Here is an 18777-nt window from a genome sequence, read left to right as displayed (position 1 = left end):
AGCATAAGGATATAAAAATGAAAAAAACAACAATAAAGTTGAAATTGCTAACGGTATGCATGTGTCTTATACAACAAGGTTATGCACTTGAAACTATTGAAGAGCAGGAATTGAGTGAAGTCACTGGACAAGATGGTATGGTGATTACTCATGAAATCTCTAAAGCCAGTATTGCTCAAGCCAATTGGTATGATCCAAATCCAACTGCCAATACTAAAATGGGCTTAGGTCTACATAATGTTGAGATTATTGGAAAAGATAATAAACCAATCATTAGTCAACTTGAAATAGATGTAGGTGCCACTTCACAAGGGGCAGGACTTCGGCTAGCTGCAAGTGTTTCACCCTTTCAAGCCACTGCAGATTTAAAATTGGTAAAGATCGCCTGTACGACCAATCCATGTAGTCAATCTGCGAATAGTATTCGGACTGCGGGTACTCAATCTAATCAAAGTTTGGGGGCATTAGGGATTAGTACCTCTACACCGCTTAGTGTGCTATTACAAACCAGTGCAGGTCTATTTAATAAAGATTCAATTGCCAGTATCGATTTTCAACTTAAAAATGCCACGATTAGTCATAAATTAGGTGAAAATAGTCTGATTTTGAATGACTTTAACTTTAACTTCGCGGGTCAAGGATATATGTACATTGACCCGGATGAAGGCGTGGTACTGACCACACGAAATGGCAGTCAAGATCATTATGTGGATCTAAAGCGTGCTGAAGATATGACCGATATCACGGCTGACCGGGTTAATCCGACCAATCCAGGGGTTAATATTAACTTGCGTTATAACACGCCAAATAATGAACGTAAAAATATTATGCGTTTAGGGGCTTCGGGTGCAGTCACTAACGCAAGATTATCGATGAGTGCCGATCAAACCCAGATAGGTACTTTTGATGTTAGTAACAAGGTGAATGGTGTACTAGAACGTCAGGACAAAGCTGCTACAGGTTACAGTGGCCTGGTCGGAGAAGGTGGGTTAAATCTAGGCTTGTCTGCAGATTTTACAGGTGCTAATAGTACCGGGCTTCCAGCAACTATGGCACCTACAACACTTGAGATTGGTCATACCGGTAAGGGAAGCCATGCGGTGCAATTTTCCAAGCTCAGACCATTGACTACACGTACTGCTGCCGGTGCCTTACATGGTAAAAATGCTTATATCGACTTTGGAAATATATATATAAATACCATTACTGCAAAAAGTCTCGATTTCATAATCAATGAAAATATGCAAAAGACTTTAGGTAGTAGTAGCATTGTACTTAAACAGACACTCAGTACCACCACGAATGGAGAAGATTTTGCTTATATCGCCGTACGTGGAATGGATTTTCAGTCTATTGCTGCGAAAGCACGTTTTATATCAGATAACTCTTTGGCGGAAATTGGTGGCGATGGTGGTTCATGGGGAATCGGTATTCCTATTTATAATTTAAATGCCAATGTTGCCTTGTCTGGAACGACTTATGGAACAAACAATAAGCAAGCAATTGCGTATAACATTATGGCATCTACAGAAGGCTATGGAATTGACAAGAAAACCGGTTTACCAAGCACAACCTCGATTATATTGATTGATGGCAAGAATGGCGATCATGGTGAGGCTGTTAACTATTATGCTGGTTTTAGGAATATCGATGCTTTGATCAAGTCAGAAGGGATTATTAGTTATAAAGATGAAGGTATTTATATTCGCGCTGATAAGCTGCTGATTGGAGCCAAAGCTGAGCTTGCGATTGGTCAATTACCAGGATCTAAATATAATTGTACCAATGCATCGATCGCTAAATGCGGGAGCTACGTGCCTCACGATAATTTTTCTAAACGTGATGATGTCCTGACGAATATTGCTTTTAAACTTGATGGAAATGGTGAGCTCCTGATTATTCCTGGTATAGACCCAACCAGCGGTTCACCAGATACCAACTTCCTGTCATTTGATGCAAACTTTAAGTTTAGACCCCTTACCGCAGAAGAAACTGCAAACAAAGATAATTTGGGCAGCTATTTTAGTATTGCCAATGAAGATATTGACTCAACGGGGGTATTAAAAACTTCGTCAATTAACTTTAACCGGATGGAAGGTCATTTGGGTGTCAAAGCAAAAGTTCGTGTTAGTGCAGATACAGTGACTTTGGATAATCAGGTCAAACTCAATTATGAAAATAATATTGCAACACCATTTAAGACCAATTTTGCCATGGCGACCAATGGCAATATGCAAAACATGGCAAGTATTGCACTGACTGGTGGAACCATTCGTAGCACGATGGGAATCACACCACGCTGAAAATCAGGATGAGAAAAATGAAAAAAATAATATTAAAAAGTCTAGTGGTAGCTATGATGGGCCTAAGTGGTCAGGTATCTGCATTAACCTCATTGGAAGACCAAGAGCTCTCAGAAGTCAATGGGCAGGCTTTATTGTCAATGGAGGTTCAGTCTGGATTTAACCAGATGGATAATCTAGGAGCTACTTATGACCAGAGTAATATCTCATTTTATAAATTAGGCTTGGAAGCCGAGATGGAAATTAATGCCAATATAAAAAAGCTACAACTCGGGTGTGGCGGTGTTAATGGTGCAACCGGCTGTGATATTGATATTGATCATATTGCCTTAAGTGGTAATCCTACGAATGGCGCGGATCGTGCCGCGACTTCAGCTCTGATTACTAATCCATTTGTACAATTTGCCATAAAAAATCCAAATCAGGCATCTACACGTGAAGTTTTAGGTTTCCGTTTAAGTGCGGAAAAGATTTCAGGTCTATTGACAATGGGGACAGAAAATAGTGCTACACCAAATGGTATTAACAGTTTCAGTGGTTATATGAAAACAAAATCTTCATCAGGAGTTGCAACAACCGCTCCTCGTGTCATGGATTATGCTGCAACTGGAATGAATATTGAGGGCACGGTAAAAGGCACTATATTAGGTCAACCATTACCTCTGGATTTACATTACACATCTAGCAATTATGCTTTCCAGTTAAATTCTACAACAGCACCTTTTACTATTCCTGCTACTATAGTGTCAGGAACAAGAATGAAAGAAGTTGTACTAAAAGGGACAGGGACAGTAGGTCGTATTGATTTTAAAGGACCATTAAAAGCAGAATTATTGGATGGAGCATTAAAATTAGATAAAGATATTACAGGCTACTTAACCGGGCTACAGACAGACATTACCGTTAAACAAAATCTCGGACTTATTCATGCTTTATATTTAAATAATCCAGCTTCACTCTCCTTGCAATCCCAAAGCATTTTATGGCCTGGTGCAGCAGTCGCGGCAAAACAAGGGTGGTGGCTGGCAATGGAAGATGAAGTGGATTTAGGAAGTATTTCACCTTCATATAGTGTGCCAATTTCAGATGCTGTTTTAAAGCAAACTATTGCAGGAATTAACCATGATTTAACCACTAATGTGCGAGATTGTGGAAGTCTGGTTTTTGGTTGCGTGCTAGGAAGTGCACTTGATGTAAAGGAAATTAAAAATCCTGCGCTACTTGATTTCCCTCTTACTAATTTAACTTTACAAGGCCAGAACTTTAAACCGAACTGCTTTGGTGGACATAAATTCTGCTAAGTTTAGTTGTAAAAAATCCCGCATTACGCGGGATTTTTTATAAGAAAGCTAAATTATTTAGCAATTTTTGCCAATAATTCTTCTTTCGAGATATTTACTGATTCAGCATCACGGCGGCCTTTATATTCAAAAGTACCTGCATCCAAGCCTTTTTCACCAATCACAATACGATGTGGAATACCTGTAAGCTCAAGATCAGAGAATTTCACGCCCGGACGTTCATTACGGTCATCGAGTAACACGTCAAAACCTGCAGCTTGTAATTCAGCATAAAGTGCTTCAGCAGCTTCCATAGTTCTTGGAGATTTGTGCGCATTCATCGGCACAATGGCAACTTCAAACGGTGCAATGGCAGTTGGCCAGATAATGCCTTTCTCATCAAAGTTCTGCTCGATTGCAGAAGCCACCACACGCGTCACGCCAATACCATAACAGCCCATTGTTACAGTGAATGGCTTGCCATCTTCACCCAAGACTTTACAGCCTAAAGCTTCAGAGTATTTTTGACCCAACTGGAAGATATGACCCACTTCGATACCACGTTTGATTTGAAGCGTACCTTTACCATCTGGAGATGGATCGCCTTCAACTACGTTACGTAGGTCATAAACTTCAGTGAACTGCGCATCACGTTCCCAGTTTACACCTGTCGCGTGTTGATCTGCTGCATTTGCACCCGCAACAAAGTCAGACAATACAGATGCTGCACGGTCAACAATGACGGTGATACCTTTTTCGACCAGACCTTGAGGACCGACAAAGCCAGCAGTTAAGCCAAGTGCTTGAAGTTGTTCTTCAGTAGCAAATGTCAAAGGTGCAGCAATTAAAGGATGTTTTTCAGCTTTAATTTCATTCAGTTCGTGATCGCCACGCAGGAATAGAGCAACGACTGGTGCCGCTTGACCTTCTTCAGTAGCTACACCTTGAACCAATAATGCTTTCACTGAATGGGCAGGATCGGTACCCAAGAATGCTGATACATCCGCAATGGTTTTCTGATTTGGTGTATCTACCAGTTTGAGTTCTTGTGTCGGTGCCGCACGCTCACCGACAAGTACTGCTTCTGCCATTTCAATATTGGCTGCATAGTCAGATTCAGTCGAGAAAGCGATATCATCTTCACCGCTTGAAGCCAGCACGTGGAATTCGTGAGAACCTGAACCACCGATTGAACCGGTATCTGCTTGTACTGGACGGAAATCTAAACCAAGACGGGTGAAGATTTTGCAGTAGGCTGCATACATGTCGTCGTAGGTTTGTTGCAGTGATTCCTGGTTAGCATGGAAAGAGTAGGCATCTTTCATGATGAATTCACGTGAACGCATTACGCCAAAACGTGGACGAATTTCGTCACGGAATTTGGTTTGTACTTGGTAAAAGTTTGCAGGCAATTGCTTGTAGCTTTTTAATTCGTTACGTGCAAGATCAGTGATCACTTCTTCATGCGTTGGGCCCAAAACAAATGGGTTGCCATGGCGGTCGTTGAAGCGTAAAAGTTCAGGACCGTATTGTACATAACGACCTGATTCTTCCCATAAAGATGCAGGTTGAGTCACCGGCATATAGACCTGAAGTGAACCGACTTTATCCATTTCTTCGCGAACGATCGCTTCAACTTTATTTAATACGCGAACGCCCATCGGCAACCAGGTGTATAGACCTGAAGCCAACTTACGAATCATACCGGCACGAAGCATCAGCTGATGGGAAATAACCTCAGCATCGTTCGGGGTTTCTCTTAACGTTGCAAATAAAAAGCGACTCGCGCGCATGGAAACTGTCCTAAAAAATTAAGCGTTAAAGCAGGGATTATACAATAAAAAATGAGGTGAGCTTTTGGGAATGTCACCTCATTGTGTTGTATTAAATTATGCCATGATTTTACGTGCCTGACGCAGCATAAAATTCTTAAAGTCATCCAGGTAAGTAAAGATCACCGGCACCACCACCAGGGTCAGCAGGGTAGAGGTAATTACCCCACCAATCACCGCATGCGCCATCGGTGCACTTTGTTCACCACCTTCACCTAGCCCTAGGGAAAGTGGCACCATGCCCATGACCATCGCGCTGGTAGTCATCAGAATAGGACGCAAACGGGTTTTACCAGCGGCAATAATCGCATCATAACGGTCTTCGCCGCGGTCCATGGCCTTCTTGATGAAGTCGATCAGCAGAATCGCATTCTTGGTCACCAGTCCCATCAGCATGATAATGCCGATAATCGAAAATAGATTCATGGTGGAATTAAACAGGAATAAGGCCAGAAACACGCCAATCAGCGACAATGGCAGTGAGGCCATAATTGCTGCAGGATGAATAAAACTGTTGAACTGCGAACCGAGCACAATATAGATAAAGACAATCGACAGGGTAATCGCAGTCAGTGCATAACCTGCGGATTCTGCCATGTCGGCATTGGAGCCTTGAGTGTCGAAACTATAACCCGGTGGCATATCGAAATTTTCTTGCAAGCGGCTGATATCCGTCCCGATGTCGCCTGCAGGACGTCCTGAAGTATTGGCCTCGACCAGAACTTCACGTGCCAGATCACGTCGATTAATCTGCGAGGCGCCCAGTTTTTCTTGAAATTTGGCGACACTCGAAAGCGGGACCAGAACTGGTTGATTATTGGCATCGGTTTTATTCGAGGTGATATACATATTCTGTAAATCGCTAGGCAAGCTGCGCTGGTCTTCGGTCAGGCGCAGATTCACATCATAGGTTTCACCTTTTTCATCCTGCCAGGTCGTGACATCATCACCGGCAATCAGCGGACGCACTACATTGGCAATCTGATTGACCGATAAACCTAAATCACTGGCCAAGACGCGATTGATCTGTACATCAAGAGTCGGCTTGGGTTCTTTTAATGAAGTTTCCAGATCGACAATGCCATTAATCTTCGCCATTTCCGTCATAAAGCGATCGGAAATTTTTTGCAGTTCATCTAGATCCGGACCTTTAATCGAAATCATGATCGGCTTCTGGCCACCTGAAACGGTTTCATCGGCGGATGCCACCGAGGTAATGCTGATTCCTGCAACCGATTGTAGACGCTGGCGGAATTCATTATTCAGGTCATTCAGGGTCTTTTCACGTTCGGTACGCGGCGTTACAGTCACCCGTAAACTGACATGGTTTTTACCGCGGTCAGTTGCGCCATTAATCACCCCATAAGTGGCTTTGACATCCGGATGCTGACGAATAATCTGATCCACCTGCTGCAGTTTGGCTTGTGAATATTCAAGCGATGAATCGACCGGTGTTTCAAACTTGATCCGGATTTCGCCTTTATCCGGGACCGGTACAAATTCGGTGCCGATCAGTTTGGATAAACCCAAAGCACCAAATAATGAAGCGACCGCAATCAGCAGGGTAATAAGTCTAAAACGTAAGGCCAGTTTTAATAATTTTTCATAGACATGGCTTAAGTTATCCAGCTTGCCGGAGATCCAGCTAAAGAAACGTTTCACCCGACCTGGTTTTTTGTTTGGATCTTTTTTCTTTTCTGCCCAGTGTGCAGAGAGCATAGGATCCAGGGTAAAGCTGACAAACATCGAGATCAGAACGGCCATACTTACCGTGACCCCGAACTGGTAGAAGAAACGGCCAATAATTCCGCCCATAAAGGCCACAGGCAGGAATACGGCAACAATGGTCAGTGTCGTGGCCAGCACGGCTAAGCCAATTTCTTTTGTGCCATCGAGCGCGGCAGTTACATGGTCTTTGCCCATGTCGGCATGCCGGACAATGTTTTCACGTACCACAATCGCATCATCGATCAACAGACCAATACTCAAGGATAGCGCCAGCAAAGTCATCATATTGATGCTAAAGCCAAAGGCCCAGATAAAGGTTAAGGTGCCCAAGAGTGCAATGGGCAGAGTCAAACCGGTAATCACAGTTGAACGGAAAGAACCCAGAAAAAGTAGGACTATCAGCACGGCCAGTACCGCACCTTCAATAATGGTGCGGGCTACATCGCCAATGGTGCCGCGGATACTTTTGGAGGAATCTACCACTACTTGTAAAGTAGTGCCTTGTGGAAGCTGCGCCTCAATACTTTCTAAAGTTGCGTAGCTCTTGTCTACTACTTCGATGACGTTTGCGTCTGAACTGCGCAGAATATCAATTGCGACTGCGGTTTTGCCATTTAGAAAAGCAGCGGATTCCAGCTCGGCCTGACTGTCTTGAATATTGGCCACTTGTCTCAGGAAAATCGGTACGCCGTTTTTATTGGCAATGACCAGATCGCCGAAGGCGAGGGGATGCAAGACTTTGGAATTGATTTCAATGACCAGTTCCGAATTACCCGATTTAAGTGTCCCCCCCGGGACTTCGATATTCTCGGCCTTTAAGGTATTGATGACACTGTCCACACCGATGCCAAAGGCTTGCAGTTTTTGCGGTTGCACCTGAATCCGGATCTGGCGCTGTGCATCACCCAGCAGATTAACCGTTCCGACCCCAGGGACTGTGCGCAGTTGTGGCACAATCCGCTGATCCAGATAAGAACTGAGCGCTTTTACATCCATATTGTCGGATTCAAATACGATCGACATCACCGCATTCGCCGTCGGGTCATAACGTTCGACAATCGGCTCCTGAATTTCATCACGGAATTCAGCAGTCACAGAGGCGATTTTATCCCGCACATCTTGAGCTGCAGTGGTCGACGTGACATCCAGATTAAATTCGGTGGTGATGATGGACAGGCCTTCACTGGATTGGGAAATCACCTGTTTTAAACCGGAAATGGTATTGATCTGATCTTCAAGTTTTTTGGTAATTTCCGATTCAACCGTTTCCGGAGAAGCGCCCGGATAGTTGGTATAGATCACCACAAAAGGGAAATCGACATCAGGAAATTCTTCAACGCCCATCCGCTGCCAGGAAGCCAGTCCCAGTACCATCAAACAGAACATCATCATGATGGTGAAAACCGGATACTTCACACTAATTCGGGTAAACCACATGTCAATGATCCTGTATGAATGGTTTTAGTTGGCGCGAAGGGTGACAGTTTTTTGCAGATCGGCTTCGCTAAATTTAACCCGGCTGACCTGATCGCTGCTCTCCAGTCCTTGAACCACGGCAATGTTGTCGCTATAACGCTGTTCTAGTACCTGAACATTGACTTTGATAATTTTATTCTGGCGTATTATCCAGACATAAGGTTTATTCTGAATGTCTTGAATAGTATCTAATGGAATCAGCTGGCCAGAAATCTGTTGTGAACTCAGAATGTTGCCTTCAACGAAGGAGCCGATACTTAGCGAAGGAATGGTTTCATTCGGCGTGGCAAAGAATTCGATCTGGCGACTGGCCTGATCTGCAATGGGGGAAATCCGGCTAATTACGGCAGTGAGCCGATTTGGATTACCTTGAATGTTGTATTCGACCTGACTGCCCAGTCTTAAACCTGATTGCAGATCACTAGGTACGCGTGCTTGAATTTCCAGCCGTTTCGGATCGACAATTTCAAACAGGGTTTGTCCAATGGCAACGGTTTGACCCGGTTCAACCTGACGTTGCGTAATCACGCCACTGATCGGACTGGTCATGGTGCCATCACGATCTGCTTTCTGGGCAATATCAACATTGGCTTGCTGGGCACGAACATTTTCCAGCTGTGCCTGATAGTCCACCTGACTTTGTTCATATTCTACTTTTGAAATAAAACCCTGATCGAGCAGGCGCTTTTTACGCTGCATCATATTGCGGGCCTGATTGGCTTGCGCTTGAGTTGAGGCCAGATTCGCACGTGCCTGTGCCAGACGGGCTGCATTGTCCTGATTATTCAGGCGTACCAGCACTTGTTCCTTGACAACTGTTTGACCTACCTGCGCGTTTACGCTGGTGGCAGTAGCAGAGACCTGTGCTTGTATGCTGCTTTGATTGACTGCACGAATGGTGCCGGTGAATGCAGTTTTTTGAACTGAATTGCCAGATTGAACTGCAACTAGATCTTGAGGAATGACTTCAATGGATTTGGGTATTTCGGTTTGCTGGACGGGTTCATTTTTATCACAAGCCACTAAAAACATATTTAAGCAAAGTGCACTCATGATCAGGATAGAGCGCGGGGAAGGCATATTTAAATCATGAGAATGCTGTGCAGTTTGCATAAGAGTCCTTTTAGCTGGCTGTGAATCAAAACCACAACCAGCTATTTGTATTTATTCAAGTGCTTTTAAACGGGCGATAATTTTGTCGTATTCTGCTTCCAGATTTCGATAGCGACTTTGTAAAGACTGAATATTTTCTTTTTGGGAAACGAGATTTTTCTGGTTGTTGTCTAGCATGGTTTTTAGATGTGCCGGTGTGGTTTTACCTTTACGTAAATATTCACGTTCCTGACGTACGAACATGACCCGATCTTTTTGCAGTTGCTTCATTTGTTCTTGCTGAAAATCAATCTGTTTTTTTAACTGGACCAGGCTATCGTTTTTTTTCTGTAAAGCGGTCTGGCTATTGCTATAAGCACGCTTGAGTTTATGATCTTCGGCAATCCGCTTAGCCTGTTGAGCACGCTGTGGCGCCTGTCTGATATCCGCTTCGGCATTATAAGGACGCGCACGTTTAATGACCTGCATATTCTGGTCAAGTGCTTCATAACCATAACGGATATGATTTGGTGTGACGTTAGTACTGATATTGGCCACACCCTTGCTGTCATAATAACGATACCAGGTGGCTTTTTGCGGGAGTTGGTTGCTACTCGCGCACGTTAAGCTCACCTGTAACAGTAGCAGCACAACAGCAATGAATTGACCAGTCATTTTATTTTTATCAATGACAGCAAGTTTTCTTAAAAACTGACTCATCATTGGCTCCCCGAATTTAAAGTTGACTAAATTACTTATTTTAAAGTAATAATCTTGTTATATTAGACTTAAATTTATCAATAAAAAACTACCGTTAGTCAAAAAAAAACCAATAACGATAAGAAAATGTGAAGCTGTTATTAAAAATAAATGATTTTGTCTACTTGTGTAGAAAATGTTCATTGATAATACAAGTGACTTTATGTTAAAAATGTTTATCGATCGTAATAAAATAATCCTATGAGCCTTATGGCATATAGTTTCTAAAATGGGAAGGGTTAAACAAATGGACGATAAATTCCAAAATCTAAAAATTATGGTTATTGATGACTCAAAGACCATTCGTCGTACTGCGGAAACTCTTCTTCAACGCGAAGGTTATGAGGTCATTACTGCAGTAGACGGTTTTGAGGCTTTGTCAAAAATTGCCGAAGCAAATCCAGATATCGTTTTTGTAGATATTATGATGCCGCGCCTAGATGGTTACCAAACCTGCGCCTTAATCAAAAACTCTCAGAATTACCAGAATATTCCTGTGATTATGCTATCAAGTAAAGATGGCTTATTTGATCAGGCCAAAGGTCGTGTCGTGGGTTCAGATGAATACCTGACCAAACCTTTTAGTAAAGATGAATTGCTCAATGCAATCCGTAACCATATTAGTGCTTAATATTTGATTTTTTTGGGGAATTGGCATGGCACGTATCCTAATTGTGGATGACTCACCGACAGAAACTTTTCGCTTTAGAGAGATTCTTTCTAAACACGGCTTTGAGGTGATTGAAGCAGCCAATGGCGCAGATGGCGTCACCATGGCACAGGCAGAATTGCCGGACCTAGTCCTGATGGATGTGGTTATGCCGGGCGTGAATGGTTTTCAGGCGACCCGCCAGATTGCACGTGGTGCAACGACCAAACATATTCCAATCGTGATTGTGAGTACTAAGGATCAGGCCACTGACCGTGTATGGGGCAAGCGTCAAGGCGCAGCGGATTATCTAACAAAACCAGTCGATGAAAAACAATTAATAGATGTAATTAAGCAGCACCTCAATGCAGGATAAGCTCTATGGCAGCAAATGGATTTATCGAATTGCTTCGCATTGCGAAACGGGGGAATAAAAACTACGTTTCCAATGGCAATGAAGTTAACCGATGGTCGGGCATTGCTTTTGAGATGATGGGGCAATATTTTGTTGCCCCGCTGGGGGAAGTATCAGAAGTGATTTATCCCCCAGAATATACGCCGGTACCCAAGACGCAAGCATGGGTGTTGGGTCTGGCGAATATCCGGGGAAGACTGTTATCGGTTTCTGATCTGACGCAGTACGTATCAGGGCAAAGCAGTCAATTTTCACCGACTCAAAAAGTATTATGTATCAACCATAATGACCAGTATGTGGGTTTGGTCGTAGATCAAGTTTTGGGTATACAACATTTCAATAAGAAAAGTTTCTTTTCGAAGAAATCTGAATTGGATAAAAACTTACAAGAATATTGTCAGGGGTTTTTCCATCAGCACAACCAGCAGTGGCATGTGTTTTTATTCAGTCGTCTGTTGCAAAATCCAAAATTTATGAACGCATCTATAAAATTTATAAATTAAATGTCGCGCTCGAAACTAAGCAAGGCGTCAACCGGGGAGAGGCTGCATGGGCTTTAAACTTAAAAAGAAAAATACAGGTGAGAGCACTGGCCGCAAAGGCGGTAATGCTTTTTTAGCTAAGATTCAAACGCAAGTAGATCAGTTATCACGTGTCTTCGGTGATAGTGAGAAATCAAAACCGCTGATCTATGGAGCAGCAGGCTGTCTTTTAGCCGCACTGATCACTTTATTGTATCTTTTTTATAGTGTTCCACGTACCAATGAACTCACTCAAAGTCTGGGTGATTTGCGTCTCCTCTCGCAAACGATTTCGCGCCAAGCGACTGAAGCGACAGCTTCGGGTACGCCTGAGGCCATGAAGAACCTGACTGATTCGCAAAAAGCTTTTGCTGAAAACCTTGAGACAGTTAAAAGTATTCACTCTAACAATGATGCTTTGCAAGCTGTTGATAAACAGTGGACAGAAGTATCCAGCAGTATTGATCTGATTACCTCGCAACAAAAGATTATTAACCAGTTATACGACACCAACATCGCGATTGGTGAAGCGATTCCGGGGATTCAGGCGGAATATAACTTGATGGTCGACCAGATGGCACGTCAAGATATGCCATCGAACCAGGTGGTTATTGCCAAAAACCAGGTATTCATTGCAGAACGTATCTTACGTTCAATCAGTTTGGTACTGACAGGTAATGATGGTTCACGTGAATCTGCGGATGACTTCAGTGCCGATACCGAAACTTTTGGTTCTTATCTGAATGCACAGTTAAATGGTTCTGCTGAACTGGGTGTACAGCGTATTGCTGATCCAACCCTGCGTGAATCTCTGGAAGGCATCAAGGCTGAATATGATGACGTACTGGAATCTGCATCAGCGATTATTCTGAAAAACTCTACACAGATCGTAAAAGTTCGTCAGGCAGCCGCATCTATTTTTTCTCAATCTGATATGCTTTTGGACAACCTGAATAAATTATCGGGTAACTCAGGTCTTAAAACGGTTGTTCCGGCAGTCCTTCTGATCGCATTATTAGTCGGTTTCTTGCTGTGTGTATTCAAGTTACTTTCTCTGCGTGGCTTGTCGGATAAGCAGCGTGTAGGCCGTTTACAAGAAGAATATGACCGTAACCAGAATGCGATTTTACGTTTACTGGATGAGATCGCCGATCTTGCAGACGGTGACTTGCGTTCATATGCAACAGTATCTGAAGACTTTACTGGTGCAATTGCCGACTCGATTAACTTTGCGATTGACCAGTTACGTGACCTGGTATCGCGTATTACTGAAACTTCACAAGAAGTTGCGCAATATACTGCAACTACACAAAGCATTACCAACCAGTTAGCTGAAGCATCTGAGCATCAGGCACAAGAAATTGCTGGTGCTTCTGCAGCGATTAACGAAATGGCACTGTCGATTGACCAGGTATCTGCCAACGCCGATGAATCAGCGGTGGTAGCAGAGCGTTCAGTACAAATTGCTGCAAACGGTGCGGATGTCGTACATCGCTCGATTGAGGGTATGGACACGATTCGTGAACAGATTCAGGAAACTTCAAAACGTATTAAACGTTTGGGTGAATCTTCTCAGGAAATTGGTAACATCGTAGCCTTGATTAACGATATTGCTGACCAGACGAACATCCTGGCATTAAACGCAGCAATTCAGGCATCGATGGCCGGTGAAGCAGGTCGTGGTTTCGCGGTCGTAGCCGATGAAGTACAGCGTCTTGCGGAACGTTCAGCTTCTGCAACGAAGCAGATTGAAGGCCTGGTAAAAACCATTCAAACGGATACGAACGAAGCCGTTATTTCGATGGAACAAACTACATCGGAAGTTGTACGTGGTGCGAACTTGTCTAAAGATGCCGGTGTAGCACTAGATGAGATTCAAACAGTATCGAACAACCTTGCGAAACTGATTGCGAACATTTCTGATGCTGCGAAACTGCAGTCAGCATCTGCAGGTCATATTGCGACCACGATGAATGTCGTACAGGAAATTACCTCGCAAACCACCAGTGCAACCTTCGATACAGCACGTTCAGTATCTGAACTGGCAAACATGGCCGATGCATTACGTGAATCTGTATCTGACTTTAAACTACCAGAATAAAGTCAGACATGATGGGGAAATGTGTCTTGACCGCGGTTGAGACACATTCAGAAAATACAGATAAAGCCTCGACAAGATGTACTTAACTTCATACGTTAGGTATCGCGTGACGGTCACAATTAAGTTTGAGCGCCCTTCTTGGCGGCATAACGTAAGAAGCATGAGCTATGAAAGAAATATTAAAAAATTTAGTTGAAACGACAACGCTTCCTGAAGATAGTTATCTTGACCAAGATGCAGAAATTCTTGAAATTTTTGTTGAGGAAATCGAAGAGATCTTCGTTGAGTTAAATGCTTTATTTCCAGAATGGTTGAGCAATCCAGATCATCAAGAAAATCTGAAGACCATTCGCCGCCATTTTCACACCCTGAAAGGTTCAGGCCGCATGGTCGGGGCAAAATCGGCAGGGGAAATGGCCTGGGCGGTTGAAGATACCTTAAACCGGGTTTTGTCCGGTTCGATTCAGCTAACACCGACGGTACAGAAATTTGCCCAAGCGGTACTGAATGTCTATCAATATGCTTTATATCCAAAATTCAAACATGTACAGCAATTGGATCTCGATCTGCGTCCAATGGTGCTGTTGGGACAACAATTACAACAACAAATTTCGCCTGAACCTGCATTGGAAGAATTACTGGCATTGGCAGATCATTTGACCGCTGAAGGTCAGATGACAGGTCTTGAGCTTGCAGACAATGAGCCAAGTGAAGTTGAGCTAACAATAGCGCCAGTAGAAGTACCGGTTCGCAGTGATATCGAAGAAACTGTGGCGATCTTTATTGAAGAAGCAGAAGAGCATCTGGATACGATTGCGACTTTCCTTCGCACTGAAGATGAAAAATCACAAGATTATAATGCGCTGATTCGTGCGATTCATACCTTGCGCGGCAGTTCATCGATGGCGCAGATTGAGCAGATTTTTGAGGCCAGCTCTAAAGTAGAGCATCTGTTCAAAACCTTGCTACAAGATGAAATTGTCTCAACATCAAAAGAAACCGCTTTACTGATTCAGTATGCTGAGTTTGTCAGTGACTATCTGCATTTGCTACGTCAGGGCAATACTGCAAAACTGGATGCGGTATATGCCACCTTTGAGCGTGTCTGGAATAATTATGGCTTTGCAGTTACTGAAACCAATAGCATTCAGACGCAAGGTTTGGTGTCTAAACTGGTTGAGCTGGATATTGATCTGTTATTGGATGCCGAGTTTGAATTTGATAAACGCGCCCAAGTCGATTATCCGGAATATATTCAGGCACTCAGCCAGCAGGCTGCAGAATTGCTGGCACATACAGAAAGCCGGGCAGCGCAAGGCATTCATGAATTCACTGCCGACCTGAAATTGGCTTATGATGCGCTGCTTGAAAAGCCAGTGCTGCTAAACAGCGATTATGCTTATGAACTGTTCGCACAGGCGCATCAGGAATTTATTCATTTATTTGATACCTTGGCCGCAGGACAGCGCGTCATTCTGAATGATGAGATTCAAAAAATACTCAGCGAACTGTCTGCATTTGTGCAGCAGGATCTCGAGATATTTGCTGAAGATACTAGCAGTCAGAATATTGAGCTAAGCTCAGAGACTACGCAGGCGGCTGAAACTGTCGCGACAGGCAGTGTCGATTTTGCTGGTTTGAGCCAACGCATCACTGCGGATCGTCAACAGCAGCAAAGTGCTGAAACCAACCGTTATTTTGATGAAGAATTATTAAGTATCTTCCTGGAAGAAGCGGATGAACTGCTCGCAGGCATTGATGAAGATCTGAATACCTGGAGCAAAAAACAGGACGATACAACCTCGCTGAATAATCTGATGCGTCATTTGCATACCTTAAAAGGTGGTGCAAACATGATCGCAGCATCGCATATCGGTTTGATTGCGCATGAACTGGAAAGTATTTATGAGCGGGTGATCCGTCAGCAAATTGCCGTGACACCTGCTTTAATCCAGATTATTCGTCTGGTTCAGGACAACATTTCCGATCGTATTCAATCTATTCGGGAAGACGGCATTGATTATCCTGCACCAGAAGCGATTGCGATTCTGCAAAATATTCAGGTGCTGGTGTCTGGACAAGCTGTTGCTGCTGTGGAGAGCGCGAATACTGTAGTTGAAGTTGCAGAGGTCGAAGCGACATCAATTCGTGAACCGCAACTTGAAGAGTTAGCAACGACTGAACAGCCTGCAACTGATTTGGCAGAAGCTGAAGAATTACTGGAAATCTCTGAGTCTTCTGAGGCTATTGAAGACACACCAGTAGAACGTTCTGAAGAAGACGAACTGAAATCCATTGTTGAAGAGTCTTTCCTGGAAGAATCCGAAGAGATTCTGGCGAATGCCGAGAAGCTCCTCAATCAATGGTTTGATCAGCGTAGTGACCGTAGTTTATTGCTGCAATTACAGCGTGCCGCCCATAGTATCAAGGGTGGCGCACGTATGATTGATGTTGAAGAAGTGGCCAGTATTGCCTATGAGCTGGAAACGACTTTCGAACAGTTTGCGGTCTATCAATTTAACTCGAATGCCTATGATGGCTTATTGCAGAAAACGCTGGTCTGGTTAAGACAGGCGATTTTCCAGCGCGACTATAGCGGCTTTGAGCCGCTTCACAGCAGTCTGAAAAAGATTGCTTATGTGGACGTTACTGCGCAATTGCCTGAGCGTCTGGCGAAAACAGATAATCTTGTAGTCAGCACCGACTTCGGCTTTGTTGAAGGTGATGGTACTGAACCGCCACAGATGATGGGTGAATGGGCGAATAGCGGTACCAGCGATAGTAATAACGAGATGATCCGTATCTCTGCTGATCTGGTCGAGAAGATGATTGACCTGTCCGGTGAGAACTCGATTAACCGTTCGCGTATCGAGATGGACCTGGGTCAGCTAGGCAATACCCTGAACGAGATGGAATTGGCGATCAAACGTCTTGCCGATCAGTTACGTCGAATGGAAGGCGAGCTGGAATCACAGATTATTGCCAAACACGGTTCAGAGAACTCGCGCTATGCTGACTTTGACCCGCTGGAAATGGACCAGTATTCGTCGCTCAACCAGCTGTCTAAATCACTGGCAGAATCTGCATCAGATTTGGTCGACTTCAAGAGTACACTGGCCGACAAGATTCGCGAAACTGAAGGTCTGTTATTGCAACAATCCCGTATTCAGGCCGAGATTCAGGAAAGCCTGATGCGTACCCGTCTGGTTCCATTTGATCGGATGTTGCCGCGTTTACAGCGTATCGTGCGTCAAACCTCGACCACCTTGAACCGTCCTGCAGAACTGATCGTACAGAATACCGAAGGTGAACTGGATCGTAACATTCTCGAGCGTCTGGTCACCCCATTTGAGCATATGCTGCGTAATGCGATTGACCATGGTCTGGAAGATACTGCAGATCGTATCGCACTGAACAAGCCGGAAGTCGGTTCTATTGTCTTGAACATCAGCCGTCAGGGAACCGATGTAATCGTGTCCTTTAGTGATGATGGTAAGGGGATCGATGCGGAGAAGATTCGTGAAAAAGCGCTGAGTCTGGATCTAATCAAAGCGGATCAAGTCATTGATCAGGAAGAAATCCTGCAATTTATCTTCCATCCTGGTTTCAGTACCGCGAAAGCAGTGACCCAGATTTCTGGTCGTGGTGTCGGTCTGGATGTGGTACAAAGCGAGATCAAATCACTGGGCGGCCATGTGTCAGTGAGCTCGGAACTGGGCAAGGGTACGGTCTTTACGATTCGCGTACCGACGACCGTAGCGGTCAGCGATGCCTTGATGGTGAAAGTGGGTGATCAGCAATATGCGATTTCTCTGGCGCAGATTGACCGAATCGTGCGTATTGCACCGACCACATTGGAAAGCTATTTCAACAGTAAAGATGACTATTTCAAGATCGATGGCGCAAACTATAAGCTGCGTTATCTGTCTGAGTTTGTTGGCAACCAGCCGATTCCACGTCTGAATAATGTTGGTCATTCATTGCCGGTGCTGTTGATTAAAGGTAATAGTGGTCAAACCATTGCCTTGCTGGTCGATCAGTTGGTCGGTTCACGAGCGCAGATTGTAGTAAAACCGATTGGACAGCAGTTTGCCAACGTCGGGGTAGTGGCCGGTGCCACGATTCTGGGTGATGGTCAGGTCTGTCTGATTCTCGATGGACAGAATGTTGCCCGCCAGATTCAGGCGACACAGCGTGTCAAACAGCTGAATGATCAGCGTGATGGTTCGCGTAATGCAAATGCACGTCGTCTAGTGATGATTGTCGATGACTCGGTGACTGTACGTAAAGTGACGTCACGTCTGCTTGAACGTCAAGGCTATGATATTGTCACTGCTAAAGATGGGGTGGATGCGATCGAGCAGCTTGAAAACGTCAGACCGGATCTGATGTTGCTGGATATCGAAATGCCGCGCATGGACGGTTTCGAAGTGACCAATCTGGTTCGTCACCATGATATTCACCGTGACTTGCCGATTATTATGATTACCTCACGTACCGGTGAGAAGCATCGTGAACGTGCATTCAGCTTGGGCGTAACGCACTATATGGGTAAACCGTTCCAGGAAGCGGAACTGTTGGCCAATATCCAGCAACTGATTGCTGAAAAACAGAGGTAATA

11 protein-coding genes are annotated in these 18777 nt (G+C 44.2%); 7 read left to right on the top strand and 4 right to left on the bottom strand.

Annotation, left to right across the window (positions count from 1 at the left end; genetic code table 11):
• Positions 1 to 17: 17 nt before the first annotated feature.
• Both G4D73_RS05865 and G4D73_RS05860 read left to right on the top strand, forming a co-directional pair.
• Positions 18 to 2303 carry a hypothetical protein gene (locus G4D73_RS05865; protein ID WP_213687584.1) on the top strand — a complete coding sequence of 762 codons (2286 nt, stop codon included), beginning with the start codon at positions 18 to 20 and terminating at the stop codon, positions 2301 to 2303.
• A 17-nt stretch (positions 2304 to 2320) separates the two neighbouring features.
• Positions 2321 to 3604: a hypothetical protein gene (locus G4D73_RS05860; protein ID WP_005106243.1), complete on the top strand. Its 1284-nt coding sequence runs from the start codon at positions 2321 to 2323 to the stop codon at positions 3602 to 3604.
• A gap of 53 nt (positions 3605 to 3657) precedes the next feature.
• Here G4D73_RS05860 and G4D73_RS05855 read toward each other — a convergent pair whose 3' ends face one another.
• From G4D73_RS05855 to G4D73_RS05840, 4 genes are all read right to left on the bottom strand, one after another.
• Complete coding sequence (locus G4D73_RS05855) at positions 3658 to 5376, bottom strand: proline--tRNA ligase (protein ID WP_213687583.1); 1719 nt, start codon at positions 5374 to 5376, stop codon at positions 3658 to 3660.
• A gap of 96 nt (positions 5377 to 5472) precedes the next feature.
• Entirely contained in the window at positions 5473 to 8580 is a 3108-nt protein-coding gene (locus G4D73_RS05850; protein WP_213687582.1) for an efflux RND transporter permease subunit, read from the bottom strand.
• A 24-nt stretch (positions 8581 to 8604) separates the two neighbouring features.
• The gene (locus tag G4D73_RS05845; RefSeq protein ID WP_213687581.1) at positions 8605 to 9732 is read right to left on the bottom strand and encodes an efflux RND transporter periplasmic adaptor subunit; all 1128 of its coding nucleotides are present in this window, start codon (positions 9730 to 9732) and stop codon (positions 8605 to 8607) included.
• A gap of 51 nt (positions 9733 to 9783) precedes the next feature.
• Positions 9784 to 10431, bottom strand: coding sequence for a hypothetical protein (locus G4D73_RS05840; protein ID WP_213687728.1), 648 nt, complete (start codon positions 10429 to 10431; stop codon positions 9784 to 9786).
• A gap of 286 nt (positions 10432 to 10717) precedes the next feature.
• Between G4D73_RS05840 and pilG the strand changes: the two genes are divergently transcribed.
• The 5 genes from pilG to G4D73_RS05815 all read left to right on the top strand — a co-directional run bounded on the left by pilG (position 10718) and on the right by G4D73_RS05815 (position 18775).
• The gene (pilG, locus tag G4D73_RS05835; RefSeq protein ID WP_004280711.1) at positions 10718 to 11101 is read left to right on the top strand and encodes a twitching motility response regulator PilG; all 384 of its coding nucleotides are present in this window, start codon (positions 10718 to 10720) and stop codon (positions 11099 to 11101) included.
• Positions 11102 to 11126: 25 nt separating this feature from the next.
• Positions 11127 to 11495, top strand: coding sequence for a response regulator (locus G4D73_RS05830; RefSeq protein ID WP_004280710.1), 369 nt, complete (start codon positions 11127 to 11129; stop codon positions 11493 to 11495).
• Positions 11496 to 11500: 5 nt separating this feature from the next.
• A complete protein-coding gene (locus G4D73_RS05825; RefSeq protein WP_004280709.1) occupies positions 11501 to 12037 on the top strand; it encodes a chemotaxis protein CheW in 537 nt (178 codons plus the stop codon).
• Positions 12038 to 12083: 46 nt separating this feature from the next.
• Positions 12084 to 14156 (top strand): methyl-accepting chemotaxis protein, encoded by a 2073-nt coding sequence (locus tag G4D73_RS05820; RefSeq protein ID WP_213687580.1) that lies wholly within the window; start codon positions 12084 to 12086, stop codon positions 14154 to 14156.
• A gap of 167 nt (positions 14157 to 14323) precedes the next feature.
• On the top strand, positions 14324 to 18775 hold the full coding sequence (locus G4D73_RS05815; RefSeq protein WP_213687579.1) for an Hpt domain-containing protein: 4452 nt from the start codon (positions 14324 to 14326) through the stop codon (positions 18773 to 18775).
• Positions 18776 to 18777: the final 2 nt, after the last annotated feature.

The sequence above is a fragment of the Acinetobacter sp. WY4 genome (genome assembly GCF_018438165.1).
Lineage (GTDB): Bacteria > Pseudomonadota > Gammaproteobacteria > Pseudomonadales > Moraxellaceae > Acinetobacter.
The sequence above is the reverse complement of the archived record's forward strand: the minus strand, read 5'-3'. Positions and strand labels throughout refer to the sequence as shown.

What these genes read in the sequence shown, in the direction of transcription:
- G4D73_RS05825 (WP_004280709.1), top strand. Translation starts at nt 11,501, where the DNA reads ATGGCAGCAAATGGATTTATCGAATTGCTTCGCATTGCGAAACGGGGG.
- G4D73_RS05820 (WP_213687580.1), top strand. Translation starts at nt 12,084, where the DNA reads ATGGGCTTTAAACTTAAAAAGAAAAATACAGGTGAGAGCACTGGCCGC.
- G4D73_RS05860 (WP_005106243.1), top strand. Translation starts at nt 2,321, where the DNA reads ATGAAAAAAATAATATTAAAAAGTCTAGTGGTAGCTATGATGGGCCTA.
- pilG (WP_004280711.1), top strand. Translation starts at nt 10,718, where the DNA reads ATGGACGATAAATTCCAAAATCTAAAAATTATGGTTATTGATGACTCA.
- G4D73_RS05830 (WP_004280710.1), top strand. Translation starts at nt 11,127, where the DNA reads ATGGCACGTATCCTAATTGTGGATGACTCACCGACAGAAACTTTTCGC.
- G4D73_RS05845 (WP_213687581.1), bottom strand. Translation starts at nt 9,732, where the DNA reads ATGCAAACTGCACAGCATTCTCATGATTTAAATATGCCTTCCCCGCGC.
- G4D73_RS05850 (WP_213687582.1), bottom strand. Translation starts at nt 8,580, where the DNA reads ATGTGGTTTACCCGAATTAGTGTGAAGTATCCGGTTTTCACCATCATG.
- G4D73_RS05865 (WP_213687584.1), top strand. Translation starts at nt 18, where the DNA reads ATGAAAAAAACAACAATAAAGTTGAAATTGCTAACGGTATGCATGTGT.
- G4D73_RS05840 (WP_213687728.1), bottom strand. Translation starts at nt 10,431, where the DNA reads ATGAGTCAGTTTTTAAGAAAACTTGCTGTCATTGATAAAAATAAAATG.
- G4D73_RS05815 (WP_213687579.1), top strand. Translation starts at nt 14,324, where the DNA reads ATGAAAGAAATATTAAAAAATTTAGTTGAAACGACAACGCTTCCTGAA.
- G4D73_RS05855 (WP_213687583.1), bottom strand. Translation starts at nt 5,376, where the DNA reads ATGCGCGCGAGTCGCTTTTTATTTGCAACGTTAAGAGAAACCCCGAAC.